The organism is Kitasatospora sp. NPDC032757 (assembly GCF_055579305.1).
The window spans coordinates 1-18,563 of sequence record NZ_JBVINN010000002.1 but is presented as its reverse complement, the minus strand read 5'-3'; the positions used below and the strand labels follow the sequence as shown (position 1 = coordinate 18,563).

The 18,563-nt window shown below is 73.3% G+C and carries 13 protein-coding genes and 1 pseudogene; 8 read left to right on the top strand and 6 right to left on the bottom strand.

Annotated features, from left to right (window positions below; all coding sequences use genetic code 11):
* Positions 1-400: 400 nt before the first annotated feature.
* The 6 genes from ACZ5WK_RS03195 (at position 401) to ACZ5WK_RS03170 (ending at position 7,217) form a co-directional block, all read left to right on the top strand.
* Positions 401-3,349, top strand: coding sequence for a sensor histidine kinase (locus ACZ5WK_RS03195; protein WP_465545205.1), 2,949 nt, complete (start codon positions 401-403; stop codon positions 3,347-3,349).
* Entirely contained in the window at positions 3,346-3,777 is a 432-nt protein-coding gene (locus ACZ5WK_RS03190; RefSeq protein ID WP_465544404.1) for a roadblock/LC7 domain-containing protein, read from the top strand. Before ACZ5WK_RS03195 ends, ACZ5WK_RS03190 begins: the two co-directional genes overlap by 4 nt.
* A 7-nt stretch (positions 3,778-3,784) precedes the next feature.
* Complete coding sequence (locus ACZ5WK_RS03185; protein ID WP_465544402.1) at positions 3,785-4,207, top strand: DUF742 domain-containing protein; 423 nt, start codon at positions 3,785-3,787, stop codon at positions 4,205-4,207.
* 3 nt (positions 4,208-4,210) lie between these two features.
* Positions 4,211-4,849, top strand: coding sequence for a GTP-binding protein (locus ACZ5WK_RS03180; RefSeq protein ID WP_465544400.1), 639 nt, complete (start codon positions 4,211-4,213; stop codon positions 4,847-4,849).
* A 42-nt stretch (positions 4,850-4,891) separates the two neighbouring features.
* Positions 4,892-6,034 carry an FAD-dependent monooxygenase gene (locus ACZ5WK_RS03175; protein WP_465544398.1) on the top strand — a complete coding sequence of 381 codons (1,143 nt, stop codon included), beginning with the start codon at positions 4,892-4,894 and terminating at the stop codon, positions 6,032-6,034.
* Between the two features lie 109 nt (positions 6,035-6,143).
* Complete coding sequence (locus ACZ5WK_RS03170; protein ID WP_465544396.1) at positions 6,144-7,217, top strand: aminotransferase class I/II-fold pyridoxal phosphate-dependent enzyme; 1,074 nt, start codon at positions 6,144-6,146, stop codon at positions 7,215-7,217.
* Here ACZ5WK_RS03170 and ACZ5WK_RS03165 read toward each other — a convergent pair.
* From ACZ5WK_RS03165 to ACZ5WK_RS03150, 4 genes and pseudogenes are all read right to left on the bottom strand, one after another.
* Positions 7,124-7,951: a serine hydrolase gene (locus tag ACZ5WK_RS03165; protein WP_465544394.1), complete on the bottom strand. Its 828-nt coding sequence runs from the start codon at positions 7,949-7,951 to the stop codon at positions 7,124-7,126. The two genes, ACZ5WK_RS03170 and ACZ5WK_RS03165, sit on opposite strands and share 94 nt — an antisense overlap.
* A gap of 86 nt (positions 7,952-8,037) precedes the next feature.
* Complete coding sequence (locus ACZ5WK_RS03160) at positions 8,038-8,826, bottom strand: leucyl/phenylalanyl-tRNA--protein transferase (RefSeq protein WP_465544392.1); 789 nt, start codon at positions 8,824-8,826, stop codon at positions 8,038-8,040.
* Positions 8,823-12,218: a non-ribosomal peptide synthetase gene (locus ACZ5WK_RS03155; RefSeq protein WP_465545203.1), complete on the bottom strand. Its 3,396-nt coding sequence runs from the start codon at positions 12,216-12,218 to the stop codon at positions 8,823-8,825. Before ACZ5WK_RS03155 ends, ACZ5WK_RS03160 begins: the two co-directional genes overlap by 4 nt.
* Positions 12,219-12,326: 108 nt before the next feature.
* Positions 12,327-12,452 (bottom strand): annotated as a pseudogene (locus tag ACZ5WK_RS03150) (MbtH family NRPS accessory protein); the annotation flags it as partial.
* A gap of 272 nt (positions 12,453-12,724) precedes the next feature.
* Between ACZ5WK_RS03150 and ACZ5WK_RS03145 the strand changes: the two are divergent.
* Positions 12,725-15,877 (top strand): putative bifunctional diguanylate cyclase/phosphodiesterase, encoded by a 3,153-nt coding sequence (locus ACZ5WK_RS03145; RefSeq protein WP_465544390.1) that lies wholly within the window; start codon positions 12,725-12,727, stop codon positions 15,875-15,877.
* Positions 15,878-16,020: 143 nt separating this feature from the next.
* Here the strand turns inward: ACZ5WK_RS03145 and ACZ5WK_RS03140 are convergent, their stop codons facing one another.
* A complete protein-coding gene (locus tag ACZ5WK_RS03140; RefSeq protein ID WP_465544388.1) occupies positions 16,021-16,986 on the bottom strand; it encodes a DUF4331 family protein in 966 nt (321 codons plus the stop codon).
* 313 nt (positions 16,987-17,299) lie between these two features.
* Between ACZ5WK_RS03140 and ACZ5WK_RS03135 the strand changes: the two genes are divergently transcribed.
* The gene (locus ACZ5WK_RS03135; RefSeq protein WP_465544386.1) at positions 17,300-17,869 is read left to right on the top strand and encodes a hypothetical protein; all 570 of its coding nucleotides are present in this window, start codon (positions 17,300-17,302) and stop codon (positions 17,867-17,869) included.
* Between the two features lie 115 nt (positions 17,870-17,984).
* Here ACZ5WK_RS03135 and ACZ5WK_RS03130 read toward each other — a convergent pair whose 3' ends face one another.
* A complete protein-coding gene (locus tag ACZ5WK_RS03130; protein WP_465544384.1) occupies positions 17,985-18,446 on the bottom strand; it encodes a hypothetical protein in 462 nt (153 codons plus the stop codon).
* Positions 18,447-18,563: the final 117 nt, after the last annotated feature.

Sequence of the window (18,563 nt, the reverse complement as noted above, 5' to 3'; positions counted from 1 at the left end):
CGCTCCACCGGGGGCGCGGCGGGGCTCGGCCGGGGCCGGCCGGGTTGCTCGAGGACCGACCGGAATCGGCCCGGGGCCAGTTGCTCACAGCCGGGGCCATCGGCACACAGTTCTCACACAATCCCCCCGGACGCCCCGGCCTGCCCTTCCGGCCACCGTCCATCTGCCCCGATAACACGTCATCGCACGTCAGAAGAGGACATCCCGCGTCACAACGGTCCTTCGCCCACCAATCATGAACTCGGGAATGACGTTGTGTTAAGGCTGTGTGTGCACCCTGCCCAGGTAGCGAACGGATTTTCACTCCTATTACACGGTATGACTAGTATCGCCTCGTCAAAAGCCCGTGCCCGGACGGTCCGGCCCCACCAGGCCGGCCGCCTTCCCCTAGGAGTCAGCTCTGCGCGCGCGTGCGAATCGGCGGCCCCCGACGCCGAAGACCCCCCGCAGGCGTCCACGCCTGTCACTGCGGACGGCGCTGCTCGTCCTGGCCGTCGTCCCCAGCCTGGCCCTCGCCGTCCTCTGGGCGGTCACCAGCGGCCAGACCCTCCTCGACTTCAGCCGGCAGGCGGACCAGGGCCTGCTGGCCCAGAAGGCCGGACAGCCCTCCAACAAGGTCTATTACAACCTCCAGGAGGAGCGCCGGCTCAGCGCCGAGTCGCTCGCCCGGCCGGGCAGCGTCACCGAGGCGCTGCGCCGCCAGCGCCAGCTCACCGACGACGCGGTGCGCCAGTTCCAGGCACTCTCCGGCGAGACCGCCGACAGCGCCCCCGCCGAGGTGCGCAGCGCCGTCGCCGAGGCGCGGCAGGCGATGGGCAGGCTCGCCGAACAGCGCTCCGCGGTCGACCGCGCCGCCATCGACCAGCAGGCGGCCTTCACCTACTACACCGACCTGATCGCCGTCGACCTGCGGCTGTTCACCGCGCTCAGCCACGTCGACAACGGCGAGGTCACCTGGATCTCCAAGACCCTGGTGAACGCCTTCTGGGCCAAGGAGATGCTGGCCCGCGAGGACGCCCTCCTGGCCCGCGGCTGGCCGTCCGGGAGGCTCGGCGCGGGCGACTTCCAGCAGGTCCAGCAGGCCATCGGCGCCCAGGACCACCTCTTCACCGTCCAGGTCCTCCCGTACATCCCGGCCGCCGAGGCCGCAGCCTGGCAGGACCTGATGACCAGCCCGGCGTGGCAGGCCAAGTCCGCCGTCGAGCAGTCGCTGACCCGGGCCGTCCCGGCGGACGCGAGCGGCACCGTCAAGCTTCCGCCGTCCCAGGACCAGTGGCGCCAGGCCGTCGACCAGCTCAACCCGCAGCTGGTGAAGGCGATCGAGACCCGCACCGACAGCATCGTCGAGGTCGGCAAGGGCTCGTTCCTCTCGCTGCTCACCACCTTCGCGCTGACCACCGTGATCGGCCTGGTCGCGGTCGTCGCCGTCATCGTGACCAGCTGGCGGCTCACCCGCTCGCTGCGCCGCCGCGTCAGGGAACTGCACACCCAGGCACAGGAGCTGGAGCGCACCCTGCCCGAGGTGGTCGAGCGCCTCTCCCGGGGCGAGCAGGTCGACGTCGAGGCCGAGAGCCGGGTGATCACCGCGGGCGACCAGGGCAACGGCACCGACGAGCTGGCCCGCCTCGGCCAGGCGCTCAACCTGGCCCGCGCCTCCGCGCTGGAGACCTCCGTCCGGCAGGCCGAGCAGCACCGCGGCTTCGAGCGGCTGCTCCAGCGCATCGCCCGCCGCACCCAGCTGCTGATCGGCCAGCAGCTGAAGAAGCTGGACGAGCTGGAGCGCAGGCACGAGGATCCGGAGGTGCTGGAGGGCCTGTTCGACCTCGACCACCTCACCGCCCGCCTGCGCCGCTACGAGGAGAACCTCGTGATCCTGGCCGGCGGCCAGCCGCAGCGGCGCTGGCGCAAGCCCGTCCCGCTGCTGGACGTGCTCCGCTCCGCCCAGGGCGAGGTGCAGGACTACCGGCGGATCATGCTGGACGTCGAGGGCCACCCGTGGCTCTCCGAGCGGGCCGTCGGCCCGGTCGCGCACGTGCTCGCCGAGCTGATGGAGAACGCGGCGAGCTTCTCCAGGCCGCCGACCCCGGTCGAGGTGCGGGCCGCCATGGTCGGCCGCGGGCTGGCGGTCGAGATCGAGGACCGCGGGCTCGGCATGGACCCGGCGCAGTACGACGCGGCCAACGAGCTGATGAGCCGTCCGCCCCGGATGGACGTGCTGGCCCGGGCGGACGACATCCGCCTCGGCTTCTACGTGGTCGCCCGCCTGGCCGCCAACACCGGCCTGCGGATCGAGTTCCGGCCGTCGGCCTTCGGCGGGACGCGGGTGGTCGTGCTCGTCCCCGCCGAGCTGGTCATCGACGGCGACGCGGGCCTGCCGGACGCCACACCGGTCGAGCCGATCCCCCTCGTCCGGCGCTCGCGCGAGGCGGCGCCGGGCGTGGCGCCGGCCTCGGGGGCGCAGGCGGGCGGACCGCGGCCGGACACGGACGGGCCGGTCGCCGGCGAGCCACCGGAGATCGTGCTGGTCCCGTCGGCCGCCGGGCCGGGCCCGGTCGAGGCGTTCGCGCACGTCGAGTACGTCCAGCCGCTGGATCCGTCGCCGGAACAGCCGCTCGAACAGCCGCCGGAGTCCGCGCAGCCGGTCGACCACGGCTCCCCGGCGGACGGCACGCCCTACGCCGCCCCGACCGGCGGCGCCGCCGCGCACGCCGGGGCCCACTCGGCGGCCCACGCGGGCGCGCCCCGGCCCGCACCGGCCCCGGGCGCACCCGGGTACGACACCCCCGCCTACCCGGACATCGCGTACGCCAAGGTGACGCCCGCCGAAGCCCCGTACGCCGACGAGCAGTACCGGCCCGCCCAGCACTACCGGCTCGCCGAACGGCGCGAGCGGCGCGAGTACGCCAACGCGGTCCCGCTGAGCGAGCCGAGCGGCGGCCAGCCGCCGCTGCCGCAGCGGGTGCGCCAGGCCAGCCTGGCCGCCGAGCTGCGCGTCCCGCCGCTGCCCGGGACCGAGCGCACGCCCGGTCCGGCCGACGGCACCACGGCGGGCGGTTCCGCCACCGGGCAGGCCGGGGCGGCCGACCCGTCCCAGCGCCCGGCGCGGCGCTCGGGGGCGGCGATCGGCGCCTTCCAGCGGCAGTCCCGCGCGGCGCGTGGCCAGGGCGGCGGCCACGACTCCGGCGAGCACCGCCTCCCCGGCCGGGCCCCCGGCGCCACCTCCGATCCCGGCACCCGCCCGGCACCCCGTACCGAGCCCACCGGGCCCCCGACCCCCGCGCCGGGCCCCTCCCCCTGGGCCCTCCCGGCCGCGGACCCCCGAACCACGAGGACGGAAAACCAGTCATGAACCGCACGACCGCCACCCACCAGGACCTGGACTGGCTGCTCGACGGACTCGTCGACTCGGTGCCCGGCACCAGGAACGCCGTCCTGCTCTCCGACGACGGCCTGGTCGTCAGCCACTCCCGCTCCATCGAGCGCGCCGACGCCGAGCGCCTGGCCGCCGTCGCCACCGGACAGCAGAGCCTGGCGCGCGGCGTGGGCCAGCTCTTCGACGGCGGCCCGGTGCACCAGGTCATCGTCGAGCTGTCCGAGGTCTGGCTGTTCATCATCGCCGCCGCCCAGGGCACCCACCTCGCCGTGGTCGCCTCCCAGGAGGTGGACGCCGAGGTGATGTCGGTGGCCATGCACACGCTGGTGCAGCAGGTCGGCCAGAAGCTGACCACCCCGGCGCGCAGCGAGTTCGACGCCTTCGCGGCCAGGAACCGGGGGTGATGCCCCGGTGATCCCGCACTGGAGCGAGGTGCCCGACGAGGACGAGGAGGACGGTTCGGACTCGATGGTGCGCCCCTACACCATCACCCGCGGCCGCACCGCGCCCGAGCGCGACGACCTCACCCTGATCACGGTGCTGACCACCGTCGTGGACGAGGCCCGCGCGGCCCTGGCCCGGGGCTCGCGCACCGGGCCACGCGGGCTCCAGCCCGAGCACCGGATGATCCTGGACCGCTGCCGGCGCCCGGCCGCCGTCGCCGAGGTGGCGGCCGCTCTGGACCTGCCTGTCTCGGTCACCAAGATCCTCTCGGGCGACCTGATCTCCCAGGGCCTGCTGCTGGCCCGGGCCCCGCTCTCGGTGGCCCGGGCCGGCGGGGGCGCGGACCTCGGACTGCTGACGGCCGTACGCGAAGGACTCCGGAGACTCTGAACCATGGCACCGACCGCACCCCTTCCTTCCGCCGCCCCGACCATCGTTGACGCGCCCACCGTGTCCACCGCGCCCACCGCGCCCACCGCCGTGAAGATCCTCATCGCGGGCGGCTTCGGCGTCGGCAAGACCACCCTGGTCGGCTCGGTCAGCGAGGTCGCGCCGCTGCGCACCGAGGAGTACCTGACCCGCGCCAGCGTCGGCGTGGACGACCTGTCCGGCGTCGACAGCAAGGACACCACCACCGTCGCCCTCGACTTCGGCCGGATCACCGTCAACCCCGAGCTGGTGGTCTACCTGTTCGGCACGCCCGGCCAGGAGCGCTTCTGGTTCATGTGGAACGACCTGGTGAACGGCGCGCTCGGCGGGATCGTCATCGCCGACACCCGCCGGCTGGACACCAGCTTCGCCTCCATCGACTTCTTCGAGAGCCGCGGCATCCCGTTCGTGGTCGCGATCAACTGCTTCCACGGCCACAACACCCGTACGCCGGAGGAGATCCGGGCCGCCCTCGACCTCGACCGGCAGGTGCCGATGCTCCTCGGCGACGTGCGCGAGCGCGTCTTCGGACGGGACCTGCTGCTGGCCCTGGTCGACCACCTGATGGACCTCTCCACCGCCCGCGCGGCGCCGGCCGGCTGAGCCCTCTCCCCCCTCCCACTCCCCCGTTTGGAGAACCCCGTCATGACCTCATCCCTGCGCGTCCTGATCCACGGCGGCGGGATCGGCGGCCTGACCCTGGCCACCGCCCTCGCCCGGCGCGGCCACCGGGTCGACGTGGCCGAGCTGCGCGACGAGCTGGAGGCGCTCGGCGTCGGCATCATCCAGCCGTCCAACGCGCTGCACGTGATGCGCGAGATCGGCGTGCTGGACGCCTGCCTGGCCGCCGGCTTCGCGTGGGAGGTGCTGACCATCTGCGACCCGGCCGGCGCCACCCTCGCCGAGATCCCGCAGCCGCGGATGGGCGACGCGCCCGCCAACAACGGCATCCCGCGCCCCGCCCTGGCCAGGGTGCTCTCCGCCGCCGCCACCGAGGCCGGCGCGTCGATCCGCTTCTCCACCACGATCACCGAACTCACCGACGACGGCGAGGGCGTGGACGTCACCCTCTCGGACGGGCGGAGCGGCCGCTACGACCTGGTGGTCGGCTTCGACGGCATCGGCTCGCCGCTGCGCAGGCGGCTGTACGGCGACAGGTACGCGCCCGAGTACACCGGTTTCGCCAACTGGCGGGTCACGCTGCCGCGCCTGCCCGAGGTGCAGGGCGTGGTGATGTCCGCGGGGAACCTCAGGGCGAAGGCGCTGCTCACCCCGATCACCGACGAACTCATGTACCTGGGCTCGGTGTTCGCCGAGGCCGAGGACTTCCGCCCGGACGTGGACCGCGCCCACGAGCAGCTCGCCGCGCGGCTGGCCGGCTTCGGCGGCCCGATAGCCGAGGCGCTGGCGCAGGTCACCGACCCGGCCGCGGTGGTCTACTCGCGGATCTCCCAGGTCACGGTGGAGGAGCCGTGGTACGTCGGCCGGGTGGTCCTGGCCGGCGACGCCGCGCACGCCAGCACCCCGCACCTGGCCCAGGGCGCGGCGATGGCGGTCGAGGACGCGCTCGTGCTCGCCGAGTCGCTGGACGCCGTCACGGCGTCCGGCGAGGTGGCCGCCGCGCTGGCCGCCTGGGAGGAGCGTCGCCGGCCGCGCGCGATGTGGGTGCAGGCGCTGTCCCGCGCCGTCCTCAAGCAGGAGACCGGCACCCCGGCCACCCCCGAGGAGGACGAGCTGCTGAAGGTCGGCATCCCGGGCGCCGCGCACGTGCTCGTCCAGCCGTACTGACGCTCCGCCGCCCCTGCCGGTGGCCCTGCGCGGGGTTGTGCCCGCGCAGGGCCACGGACAGACTTGACGACCGTCCGACAAGTAGCGTGACCGGCTTGAGGGGTACGGGATGTCGTCGCTGTTCCGCATGCTCGACCTGCACGAATCCGTGGAACGGGCCCGCCGGCGGGCGGACGGGCGTCTCTTCGTCTCCGACTACAACGGCGGCCACCCCTACGTCGCCGACTACCTCGGCGACCTCGCCCACACCCCGCCCTACCGCCTCGGCGACGTCACCCGCTACTCGGCGATCGACGAGGACGACGCCCTGCGCGCCAAGATCGCACGGCTGCACGAGAGTTACGACGGCGAGCCCCGTTCCCCCGGCCAGGTCGTCCCGGCCGGCGGCTCCAGCAGCCTGATCGGCACCTTCTGCACCTGGCTCCGGCTGACCGGTCACACCCGGATCCACTACCTCCCGCCCGTCTACTACAAGTTCGCCTACTTCTTCCGGACGCTCGGCATCCAACCGGTTTCCGTCGCCGAAACCCACGCCCACCAGGGCGAGTTCGCGTTGAACCTGCCCGACGAGCGGACCGTCCTGCTGCTCACCGACCCCGTCTGGTACACCGGCCGGCGCGTCCCCGCCGAGGTGCTCAAGCAGCTCTCCGAATGGCAACTCGCCACCGGATCCCTGGTGTTCGTGGACGGCACCTTCCAGTACCTGCGGTGGGACGGCAGCCGCCGCGAGGACTCCGCCACCCTTCCCGCCGACCTCACCCTGCGGATGGTCTGCCCCACCAAGTACCTGTCCATCCACGGCTACCGCTGCGCCCACCTGCTGGTGCCCGAGCGGCTCCGCGAACCGCTCGCCGAACTCCACCTGAACCTGCACGGCGACGTCACCGTGGCCGACCGCCTCTTCGCCCACCGCGCCGCCGACCTGATGCGGGTCGAGGGCAACCACCGGCTGATCGACCACATCCGCGCGAACCACCAACGACTCTCGGCCGGAACGGCGTTGGCCGCCCAGGCCGCCATCGAGACCGGCTACTTCCTGTTCGCCCGCCCCAGCGCCCCCGCCGACCGCCTGCTCGCCCTGGACGGCCGCTACTTCGAACTCCCCGGCCACCCCGGGTTCGTCCGGATCAACCTGCTCAACGAGGCGGCGCTGGAGGGGCTGGAGGCACTGGCGACCTCGTGACGCCGCTCCCAGACCGCCGCCGAGATCCGCGCCAGCAGGCGGGCCGCAGGGTCCGCCTCGTCCTCGCCCGAGGCCAGCGGGCCGGTGTAGCAGACCGCGATCAGGTACGGCGGGCAGTCCTCCGGGTGGACCAGGCCGACACTGTGCCGGACACCGGGGAACCAGCCGTTCTTGAACGCGATCCGGGTGCCCGGCGGCAGCCCGGCCGCCAGATCCACCCGGAAGGCGTTGCGCTCCAGGAGTGCGAGCAACTCCGGTTCGTCCGCGAGGGACTGCAGCAGGCGGGCCAGGTCGAGTGCGCTCACCCGGTTGTGCACGCCCGCCTCGCGCGCGGCGTAGTCCTCGATCCCGCGCGGGCTGGCGCTGCGGGTCGCACCCGCCCGCCGCCAGACCTCGGCCACCGCCTCGGGCCCGGCGTGCGCGAGGCAGAGGTTGGTGGCGAGGTTGGAGGAGTGCGTGATCATCCGCTCGGCGAGGGTGCGCAGCGGGGCCGTCCCGCCGAGCAGCGTCCAGGGCTGCGGGTCGCTGTCCCAGCCGGGGTCGTTGCCGAACTCCCCGCCGGCCGCCGAGGCGAACCGGTTCACCACCGGCACCTCGGCCTCGAGATCGGCCCCGCTGCGGTACAGCGCCGCCAGCACGGCCACCTTCATCGTGCTCGCCGCGTCGTGCAGCTCGTCACCGGCCCGCACGAGAACGGGCTCACCGCCCCACCGTGCCACCACCACAGAAACCATGCCCGGCCCCGTTCCCGGGCGGGGCCCCGGGTAAACGGCCGCACGGATTCACCGCCCCCGCCCGGGCGTCCCGCCCTCCCCGGCGGTCAGACACGCCCCAGACGGGAGGCCGGAAGGGAGTCCGGGGCCAGCGGCCGGACGCCGTCCGGCGGGGCGGCGAGCTCGGCGAGATAGCGGGCGCGGGGGAGGCTGGTGGCGCCGAGGGTGCGGACGTGGGGGGTGTCCCACTGGGCGTCGAGGAGGCGGCCGCCGGCCTCGGCGAAGCGGGCGGCGAGGTCGGCGACGGCGACGCGGGCGGCGTCGGAGCGGCGGTGGAACATCGAGTCGAGGCTGAGGACGGGGCCCGCGGCGACCCCGAAGACGCCGCCGATCAGCTCCTCGCCGTCCCAGACCTCCGCGCTGTGGGCCGCACCGCGCTCGTGCAGCTGGAGCAGTGCGGCGCGCAGCTCCTCGGTGAGCCAGTACGGCCGGCGGTCCTCCGCGCAGGCGGCGAGCACCCGGGGGAAGGCCCGGTCGGCGCTGGTCCACCACGGCAGGCTGTTGCGCAGGCGCCGGGCGAGCCGGCTCCCGAGGCGCACGCCGTCCGGGGCGATCACCGGGCGCGGGTCGGGGGACCACCAGGCGAGCGCGTACGGGTCGTCGTCATCGGCGGCGGCGCCCGGGAGCAGCGGCACCGTGCCCGCGGCCACGGCGTCCTCGAACCGGGCCTCGTTGAAGGCGCTCGCGTAGTCGTCGGCGGCGGGCATCGGGAAGAGCCCGCGCCGGTACGCGGCCAGCAGCACCTCCGCCCCGAGCCCGGCCCCGAACGCCACCGGCCCGTCCCCGGGAGCCCGCGCGACGTCCAGCCCGTCGAACACCCCGGCCGTGGCGCTCACCTCCGCACCACCCCGACCGGCGGGGTCAGGAAGCCCTCCGCCGCCAGCTGCTCCAGGTAGTGGTCCAGCAGCCCGTCGTCCACGGCCGGCAGGTCGATCCCGCTGCCCCCCAGCGCCTGTTCGGTGTTGGCGCGGTCGAAGAGCGGGAACGTCGGGCGGAAGTACATCTCGCTGATGGAGAGTTCCGTCCCCGGGCTGCGGTCGACGAAGAGCGGGACGAACGGGGTCATCGGGTGGGTGGGGTGGCCGGCGGCGAAGCGGACGAGGTCCTGGACCCAGATGTCGTAGGGGACTTCATCAATCGGGTAGCCGCGGGCGCGCAGGCGGGCGGCGAGGTCGGCAAGGACGGCGGGGCGGGGTGAGGTGATGTGGTAGACCTCGCCGTTGGCGGGGGCGTGGGCGGCGATACGGGCGACGGTCTGGCTGAAGCGGTCGGCCGGGACGAAGTCGAGCAGCAGCCGGACGTCCGGGCAACTCCCGCTGTCTGCCATGTACTTGATCAGCGCGCAGATCTCGGTGCCGGTGTTCATCACCCCCGTGGTGAGGTCGCCGGTGACGTCGTTGGTGCGCAGCACGGTGACCGGCAGGCCGGCCGCGGCCGCGTTGTGCAGCAGCTGTTCGGCAACCCACTTGCTCTCCACGTAGCCGACCGCGAGCCTCTCGGGGTACGCGAGCGGCATCCGTTCGGTCACCTCCTTGACGCCGGCCGGGCCGAAGCCGGCCAGGACGGCGAGTGTGGAGAGGTAGTGCACCGGGATGCCGCGGGAGTGCCCGGCCAGCCGGACGATCTCGCGGGTGCCGCCGACGTTGGCGGCGCGCAACTGGTGGTAGGGGTAGATAAAGTTGACCTGCCCGCCGAGGTGGTGAATGGCGTCCAGGCTGCCGGCCAGCGCCTCGAACCGGTGCTGGGTCAGGCCGAGCAGCGGTTCGGTGAGGTCGCCGACCAGCGGGACAACCCGGGCGTCGGAGAGGTCCTGCCGCAGGAAGCGCTGTTGCGCGGCGCGGATGCGTTCGAGCGCGTGTTCCTCGTCGGGGGCGCGGACCAGGCAGTGGATGCGGGCGCCGGTGGTCCGGAGCAGGGTGTGCAGCAGGTGGGCGCCGCAGAAGCCGGTGACGCCGGTGAGCAGGATCTCGGCGGGTTCGGCGCGGGAGGGCGCGGGGCGCCAGGACTGCCGGACGGGGGTGTCGAGTTCGGCTTCCGCGACCCAGTCGACGGCGGCCTCGCCGAGGCCGCCCCGGGCCGAGCGTGCCGTCCGGGTGGCGGCGGCGAAGGCACGCAGGGTGGAGTCGCGCAGCAGCGAGCGGGTGAGGAAGCGGATCCGGGTGACGTCGATGCCGAACATGATCCGGGCCCGGGCGATCATCTCCATGACGAGCAGGGAGTTGCCGCCGAGTTCGAAGAAGTCGTCGGCGGGCCCGACGGTGTCGACGCCGAGCAGCTCGGACCAGAGGTGGGCGATGCCGGCCTCGGTCGCGTTCCCGTTGCCGTCGGGGCGCGGGGTCCCGTCCGGACGCGGGGCCCCGTCGGGGCGTGGGACGCCGTCGGCGCGTGGGACGCCGTCGGCCCGGGCGGGCTCGTCCGTGCCCACGTCGCCCGCCTTCATCGGCTGGCGGGCCCGGGCCTCCTCATCGGCCCCTCCCCTGCCCTCCCGGCGTTGCAGCTGCGGTGCGGTGTGCGGCAGCCGCCGGCGGTCGATCTTGCCGTGGGAGGTGAGCGGCATCCGGTCGAGCAGCACGAACTCGGCCGGGACCATGAAGTCCGGCAGCCGGTCGGCCAGGTAGGCGCGGATCTGGGCGCGCCGGGCGCGGGCACCGGAGCCGACCCGGTCGGTGAGCGTGTAGTAGGCGGTCAGGACGCGCGTCCCGTCGTCGCTGCCGTCGGCGGCGACGCGGGCCTGCCGGACGTCCGGGTGGGCGGCGAGCACCGATTCGACCTCGGCGGGGTCGACGCGGTAGCCGCGGACCTTCACCTGGTCGTCGAAGCGGCCGAGGATCTCCAGGTTGCCGTCGGCGCGCCAGCGGCCGGCGTCGCCGGTGCGGTACATGCGCTCACCGGGGGCGGGCGCGTACGGGTCGGGCAGGAACGTCTCGGCCGTGAGCCCGGGCCGGCGCCAGTAGCCGCGCGCGAGGCCGGGGCCGCCGAGGTAGATCTCGCCCTTCTCCCCCGGCCGCACCGGGGAGAGCCGCGCGTCCAGCACGTGCACCCGCACGCCCGGCAGCGGCCGCCCGATCGGCACCGGCGCCGCCCCCGTCACGCCGCCGTCCGCCGCCTCGCCGTCCGGGGCCCCGCTGTGGGCCGCGGCCCCGTGCACGGCACACCTGTGCACCCCGCCGCCGGCGAGCACCTCGGGCGTCACCTCGCAGAGCGTGGACGTGACGGCGGCCTCGGTCACCCCGTAGGCGTTGACCAGCCGGACGCCGGGCAGCCGGGCCAGGCAGGTGCGGCAGTCGTCGGCGTGCACGGTGTCCCCGCCGACGACCATCAGGCGCAGGCCGGCGGGGGCCGGACCGCCCTCGGGGAGCAGGGCGAGCACGTGGTGCCAGTAGGCCGGTGTGAGGTCGGTGACGGTGAGTGCCAGGTCGCTCATCCGGTGCACCAGTTCGGTGGGCGCCCAGGTCCGCGCCCCGCCGAGGACGAGGGTGGCGCCGCTGACCAGGGTGGCGAGCACCTGCTCCAGTGCGGTGTCGAAGCCGAGCGCGGCCAGTTGCAGGACCCGGTCACGCGGGGTGAGCTCGTAGGCGCGGATGACCCGGTCCAGGGTGAAGACCAGCGAGCGGTGGGTGACGGGTACGCCCTTGGGGGTGCCGGTGGTGCCGGAGGTGTAGATCAGATACGCGAGGTCATCCGGTACGGCGGTGTCGGGTACCGCGGGGTCGGCTGTGTCGGGTGCGGGTGCGTCGGGCACGGCGGGCACGGCGGGGTCGGCGGGGTCGGCTGCGTCGGCTGCGGCTGCCGAGGAGCCGGCCGCGACTGCGGCCGGGACGTCGTCGGGTGTGCCGGCGGGTGCGCCGGGGTCCGGGGCGGGAGGGAGCGCCTGCCCGTCCACGCCCAGCACCGTGACCCCCGGGAACCGCCGCCCGCGCCCCGCCACCACCACCTCGGCCCGGCAGTCCTCGACGAGCTGCGCCAGCCGCCGCTCCGGGTGGGCGGGGTCCAGCGGGAGGAACGCGCCGCCGGCCTTGAGCACGCCGAGCCAGGCCGTCACGAGGCCGGTCCCGCGCTCCAGGCAGACGGGTACCACCCGCTCCGCGCCGACGCCGCGGGCGCGCAGCGCGGCGGCCAGCCGGTCGCTGCGCCGGTCCAGTTCGCGGTAGCTCAGTTCGCCGTCCTCGGCGAGCACGGCGACGGCGTCCGGGTCGTGTGCGGCGCGGGCCCGGAAGAGCCCGTGCACGGTGTCGGCGAACCCGGCGCGGGCCGGCGGGCGGCCTGCGCCGGCTCTCCCGTCCGGTAAGGGCCCGAGCCCGAGCCCCTCCCACCGCCACTCACGTTCGACGTAGGCCCGGCAGGCTGCCCGGTCGTCCGGCCCGAACACCGTCCGCCAACCGCTCGGGACGGTGAAATCGCCGGGCCAGATCGTATACTGACCGTCTTCGTTGCACAGCACGGCGTGACGTCCGGAGTTCACTTCCGTCCGTGCGCCCTGTGCGCTGTCTGCTGCATCGTCCACCGGCTTGACCTCATGCTGTGGCGGCAGAATGCTGGGAGGTGCGACATTTCCGACTATACGCACTCATGGCACATTTCGAATGTCCGATCGCAATCCACGGACGGACGAAGCCCCTGCCCGACCCGAAGGGCATCCCTGGAAGACCCGTTCCTCGCCGAACTCCCCCGCCCGACCGGCGGAGTGATGTCGTGGAGGAGGTAGCCTCGTTGACACGCCGGCGACATCGCCTGATGGTCTGTTACCTGGTGTGGATGGTGCTGTTCACCTGCATCTACTACATCAATCCCGCGCAGCGGATCATCTGGTGGACGGGCATCGGCCTCGGCGGCGTCGCCGCCATCGTGGTCGGCGTCCGCCTCAACCGCCCCTCCCACGCGCTCTTCTGGTACCTGCTGGCACTCGCCAACCTCAGCTTCACCGCCGGCGAGGTGGTCCAGGTCATCCAGTTGGAGTTCCTGCACCTGGGGAGCCCCTTCCCCTCCGTCGCCGACGGTTTCTACCTCGCCGAGTACCTGCTGTACGCGGCCGGCGTGTTGGGCTTCATCCGCTGGCGGACGGCCCATCAGGACCGCGCCAGCCTGCTGGACGCGCTCATCCTCACCATGGGCCTCGCCCTGCTCGCCTGGATCTACCTGATCCTCCCGTACGCCCGGAACCCCGACCTCAGCTGGTTCCAGAAGGCCGTCTCGATGGCCTACCCGCTGGGGGACGTGATCGTCCTCTTCCTGCTGATGCGGCTGCTGGTCCCACGCGGCGGCAGCAGCCGGGCCCTCCAGCTGCTCACCGTCGGCACGGTCGGCCTGCTGATCTCGGACATCCTGTACGGGCTGATCCAGCTGCACGGCGACTGGCACATCGGCACCCCGGTCGACTTCGGCTGGGCCGCCTTCTACACCGCCTGGGGCGCGGCCGCACTGCACCCCTCCATGGTCGAGCTGACCAGACCGGTGCCCTCGCAGGAGGCCGATCTCGGCCGCGGCCGGCTCGCCCTGCTCACCGTGGCCTCGCTGATCGCGCCGACCATCCTGATCGTCGAGTCCATCAACGGCAACACCAACAACGCCGGGGTGATCGGCGCCTTCTCCGCCCTGCTCTTCCTGCTCGTCCTGGCCCGCCTCGCCATCGTCGTCGGAGCCCGGCGGCAGGCCCTGGCCCGGGAGCGGGCGCTGCGCGAGGCCGGCGCCTCGCTGACCTCGGCCGTCACGGTCGAGGAGGTCGCCGACGCCGTCCAGAACACCGCCTCCACCCTGATGCCCGCCGAGCCCGGCCACGTCGCACTGCTCGCCGTCACCGAGGCCGGTGTGCTGCACGTCCGGCACGCCGAACGCGGCCCGACCCTGCACGCCCTCGGCAACGGCTCCGACTCGGACGAGGTGCTCGCCCTCGCCGCCGTCCGGGAGACCCGGTTACTGCCCGTCGAGGACATCGGCAGCGACCTCGCCGCCCGCCTCGACGGCATGCCGTCCGCCCTGCTCTGCCCGCTCACCCTGGCCGAGCGCCCCTCCGGTGACCCGCTGATCGGCGCCCTCATCGTCACCGGCACCGAACAGGAGCTGGCCAGCCTCTGGGGCTCGCTGGAGATCCTCGCCGCCCAGGCCGCACTGGCCGTCGAGCGCGTCATGCTGAGCCAGGAGATCAACCGCCGCAACAGCGAGGCGTACTTCCGCACCCTGGTGCAGAGCGCCAGCGACGTCATCCTGATCCTCAACGCCGACGACGGCGTCCGCTACGCCTCCTCCTCCGCCGAGCGCGTCCTCGGCTACCCCAGCCTGGACGGCACGCTGATCACCGACCTCGTCCCGCCCGAGGACAGCCGCGTCGTCGGCAGCGCGCTGGCCCGGATGCGCGGCCTGGACGGCAGCGGCGCGCGCACGGGCGACGGCCGGGAGCCGCAGCGCGAGCACTGGCGGGTGCTGCGCCACGACCGCACCCCGATCGAGGCCGAGGTCCGCTGCAACGACCTGCGCGGCGATCCGACCGTGGGCGGCCTGGTGCTCACCCTGCGCGACGTCACCGAGCAGCGGCAGATGGAGCGCGAGCTCACCCACCGCGCCTTCCACGACTCGCTGACCGGCCTCGCCAACCGCGTCCTGTTCCAGGACCGCGTGGGCCACGCCCTCTCTCGCGGCGAGCGCAGCGGCGCGATCACCGGGGTGCTCTTCATCGACCTGGACGACTTCAAGGTGGTCAACGACACCCAGGGCCACGCGGTCGGCGACGAGCTGCTGGTCGCCGTCTCGCTCCGCGTCTCCACCGCGCTGCGGACCTCCGACACCGCGGCCCGGCTCGGGGGCGACGAGTTCGCGGTGCTGGTGGAGGACGCGGTGCGCCCGGCCGACGTCGGCGCCACGGCGGACGCCGTGCTGGCCGCCTTCGCGGAGCCGTTCAGGCTGAGCGCGGGCGCGGTCCGGGTGTCGGCGAGCATCGGCGTCGCCACCACCGAGGACAGCGTGGACGCGACGGAGCTGCTCAGCCACGCCGACCTGGCCCTGTACTCGGCGAAGTCGGCCGGCAAGCGGCAGTGGTGTCACTACCAGCCCGCGTTCCAGGCCGGGCTGGTGGAGCGACACGAGCTGAACGAGAACCTGGACTCCGCGATCGCCGAGTCCGCGTTCAACCTGTACTACCAGCCGATCGTCGACCTGCAGACCGGCAACCTGGTCGCCTTCGAAGCGCTGGTCCGCTGGCCGCACGACCGACGCGGCATGGTGCTGCCCGACGAGTTCATCGCGCTCGCCGAGGAGAGCGGCCAGATCGTGCCGCTCGGCGCCTGGGTCCTGGAGCGCGCCGCCCATGAGGCGGCCGGCTGGCACCGTCTCAGCGCCGGGCACCGCACGGCCGGCGGCCGCCCGCCGCTGCGGGTCAACGTCAACGTGTCGGCCCGGCAGTTCCGCGACGCGGGCTTCGTGGACGTGGTCCGCGGTGCGGTGCGCAGCTCCGGGATCGATCCCGGAGCGCTGGTACTGGAGCTGACCGAGTCCGTGCTGATGCGGCGCGACGAGCGCGTGCACACCGATATGCAAACGCTGAGCGAGCTGGGCGTCGGCATCGCGATCGACGACTTCGGCACCGGGTACTCGTCCCTCTCCTACCTGCGCGAGTTCCCGATCTCCATCCTGAAGATCGACAAGTCCTTCATCGACGGTCTCGGCCTCTCCCAGCAGCAGTACGCCCTGGTCGAGGGCATCACCCGGATCGCCGACACCCTCGGCGTCCAGGTCATCGCCGAGGGCATCGAGAACATCGAGCAGCGCGACCTCCTCGCCGCCATGGGCTGCCCCCTCGGCCAGGGCTACCTCTTCGCCCGCCCGCTCGCCCCCGACCAGGCCCGCGCCCTGATCCAGGAGTACGCCGACCTCAGCGACCTGCACCACGGCGACTGACGCACACCCGCTTCACGCGGCGGAACGCCTACCCTCTCGATCCGCCATGGACTGCCCATACACGCGACCATGCAGAAATCGATATGGCCGCGGCGCTCCCCCGGCCGGGCTGCCCACGGTGGGCGGGCGGCCCGGCCGCCGCGTCATTCGGCCGGGTGCGGGTGGCCGAGGTGGGGGAAGGCGGGGAGCAGGTCCGTGTGCGGCGGGATGTGGTCGCTGGTGATCTTGCCCCCGGAGACCATCGCCAGCCGGGCGGACGTCACGTCGTCCACCAGCGTACGGCCGTTGGGGTAGGCGGCCGGGCGGGAACGGTCGTAGCGGAGGACGTCGGGCAGGACGAGCTTCAGCGTCTCGGTGGCCGCCTCCGTGGTGTAGTCCCCGGTGTGCTGGAGGACGGCCGTCCACGGCTCGCGGTACCTCTCCCAGTCGTCGGCCGGCTCTCCCGTGTTGTAGGCGTCCTTGACCTCCTCGGCGTTGAAGTAGGCGGTCAGGGACGGGTGGGCGCCCCGGTCGACCGAGACCAGCCGGCCGTTCTCGTGCAGGCTGATCCGCGCCCAGACGCCGATCTCCGGCTCCGGCCCGAGCTCGGCGTCGGGCACTTCGAGGGCGATGCCGAACACGTTGGCGTCGGCCATCGCGTCCTTACCGGTCCAGGCGAAGTCGTTGACGATCCCTTCGAGATCGGCGAAGAAGGGGTCGCTGCGCAGCCCGACGGACAGCTTGCAGCCGTCCGCCTCCACGATGTCCGGCGTGTAGCCGAAGGCCACCGGGACTCCGGCGAACAGCACGTCGCCGCCCGCCTCGTGCTTGCGGGCCGCCTCCCCGGTGGCGCGGTGCACGGTGACGGTCTGGCCACCGGTGTCGGAGCCGGAGAAGGTGAAGGAGTAGGCGACGTCCGCCTGGTTGTCGCCGTCGCTGTCGATGTTGATCCGGTAGACCGCGTCCGGGTGGAACTCCGCCGCCCGGGTGGGCGCGTACGGGTTCACGTTCATGATGAGGACGGTGCGGCCGGAGGCGCCGGCAGCCGGGAACGCGAACACATCGGTGAGGTCGAGCCGGGCGTCGCCCCGGGGCGAGCGGAGGTTCGGACCACTGAGGTGGTGGGACATGGCGCTGCGCTACCTCGTCTCTGCGGACCCCCCTGGCTGTCGGCTCTGTGGTACCAGTGGGATCCGTGGCACGGGGGGAGGCCACCCGATCGGGGCCCGGCCGTCCGCCGGATGGCCGACGGACGGGTCCCCCGGCGTGCGCGCCGCACTGCGGGGCGGCCCCAGGAGCAGGGGGTGGCCGGGCCGGCTCCCTCGCGCGGGTGATGCGGCCCTCCCCACGGTGGAGGAGCGGGGGCCGGGGCAGCTGCCATCGTCGAAGCAGCCACCCCTTTCGGGGCTTCGGCCCCGGGGCTTCGGACGAGGAGGATCACCCATGACCGCGCGCACCATCCTGCAGAGGCTGCACGGCCGGCCGGCGGAGGGCGTACCCCGTTGGGCGGTGCGGACGGCCGGTCTCGTCAGCCTGCTCGTGCTGCCGTCCTGCCTCTGGCGGATCGCGGGGGTCGACCTGCGCGTGCCGCTGATGGAACCCGGCCCCGACGCCCCCGCCGCTCCCGAGCTCTTCGGCGGCGAGTGGTGGTACGTCATCGGGATGAGCCTGTTCAGCGAGGCCGTGGCCTTCCTCGCGGTCGGCCTGGTCAGCCGGTGGGGCGAGGTGTGGCCGCGCTGGATCCCCCGCCTCGGCGGCCGGCGGGTGCCGCCCCTCGCCGCCGTCGTCCCAGCCGGACTCGGCGCGGCGGCTTTGATGATCTTCCCTTACGCGCTGGCCATGATGGCCTCCGGCCGCAAGATCGACGGCTCCACCGACGCCGGCCTGATCACCCACGGCTGGCAGACCGTCACCTTCTGGGCCGCCTACCTCCCGCTGGCCGCCTGGGGCCCCCTGCTCGGCATCCTCACCGTGCACTACTACCGCCGGCGAGCGGCCCGCGCTGCTGCCTGAGGGCGGTACGGAACGCAGACTCACCCTCCCTCTCAAGCAAGGTCGAAGATCCGCCAAGCCATCGGGTCTCCCCCGCCGATCGCCGGGGAGACCCGATGGCTATGGGAAGGACAGGTCACCCGGTCGAGGACTTGCGAAGCAACTGTCCGTCTCCGCAGGTCTGGTCGAGGTCCTCGACCAGACACAGGTTCATCCCGCCATCATCCTTCTGGACACTCCCAGAAATGGTGCAAGCAAGTTGCTGGCCACTTCCGCCGGGCATCAGGCTGATACTCGACCCCTTGGGGTCGCTGGTCCTCGCCACCTGTGTCTGATCGCCCAGAAGAAGCCACTTCCCGGCAGCAAGGGCCTGGGCACATCCGTCCTGCAGCGAGACCGCCTTGGCAATCCGTTCCGAACGGAACGTTCCCCCCTGCTCGATGACGAGGCTGGCCCCCTTCTGGTTGGTCCAGGTCCCGAGGATGTCGCCCTGGGACACCTCAACAGACGATCCGCCGGCCGAGCAGCCACTCATCAGCAGCCCTGCAAGCCCCAACGCGCACGCCAGCCGGGAAAATCTCAGGGACATGGTCTCCACTCCCAACGCCTATCATCCCCTTTACTCCAGCCGTAGATCGTGATCACGGATGGGAAGGTCAGGCCCGGGACGCTCCGAGGAACCGCAGCACGGCCAGGACGCGGCGGTGGTCCGCGT

Excerpts from the sequence above, each read along its gene's own strand:
- ACZ5WK_RS03190 (WP_465544404.1), top strand. The coding sequence starts at position 3,346 with ATGAACCGCACGACCGCCACCCACCAGGACCTGGACTGGCTGCTCGAC.
- ACZ5WK_RS03180 (WP_465544400.1), top strand. The coding sequence starts at position 4,211 with ATGGCACCGACCGCACCCCTTCCTTCCGCCGCCCCGACCATCGTTGAC.
- ACZ5WK_RS03175 (WP_465544398.1), top strand. The coding sequence starts at position 4,892 with ATGACCTCATCCCTGCGCGTCCTGATCCACGGCGGCGGGATCGGCGGC.
- ACZ5WK_RS03170 (WP_465544396.1), top strand. The coding sequence starts at position 6,144 with ATGTCGTCGCTGTTCCGCATGCTCGACCTGCACGAATCCGTGGAACGG.
- ACZ5WK_RS03165 (WP_465544394.1), bottom strand. The coding sequence starts at position 7,951 with ATGGTTTCTGTGGTGGTGGCACGGTGGGGCGGTGAGCCCGTTCTCGTG.
- ACZ5WK_RS03145 (WP_465544390.1), top strand. The coding sequence starts at position 12,725 with ATGGTCTGTTACCTGGTGTGGATGGTGCTGTTCACCTGCATCTACTAC.
- ACZ5WK_RS03140 (WP_465544388.1), bottom strand. The coding sequence starts at position 16,986 with ATGTCCCACCACCTCAGTGGTCCGAACCTCCGCTCGCCCCGGGGCGAC.
- ACZ5WK_RS03135 (WP_465544386.1), top strand. The coding sequence starts at position 17,300 with ATGACCGCGCGCACCATCCTGCAGAGGCTGCACGGCCGGCCGGCGGAG.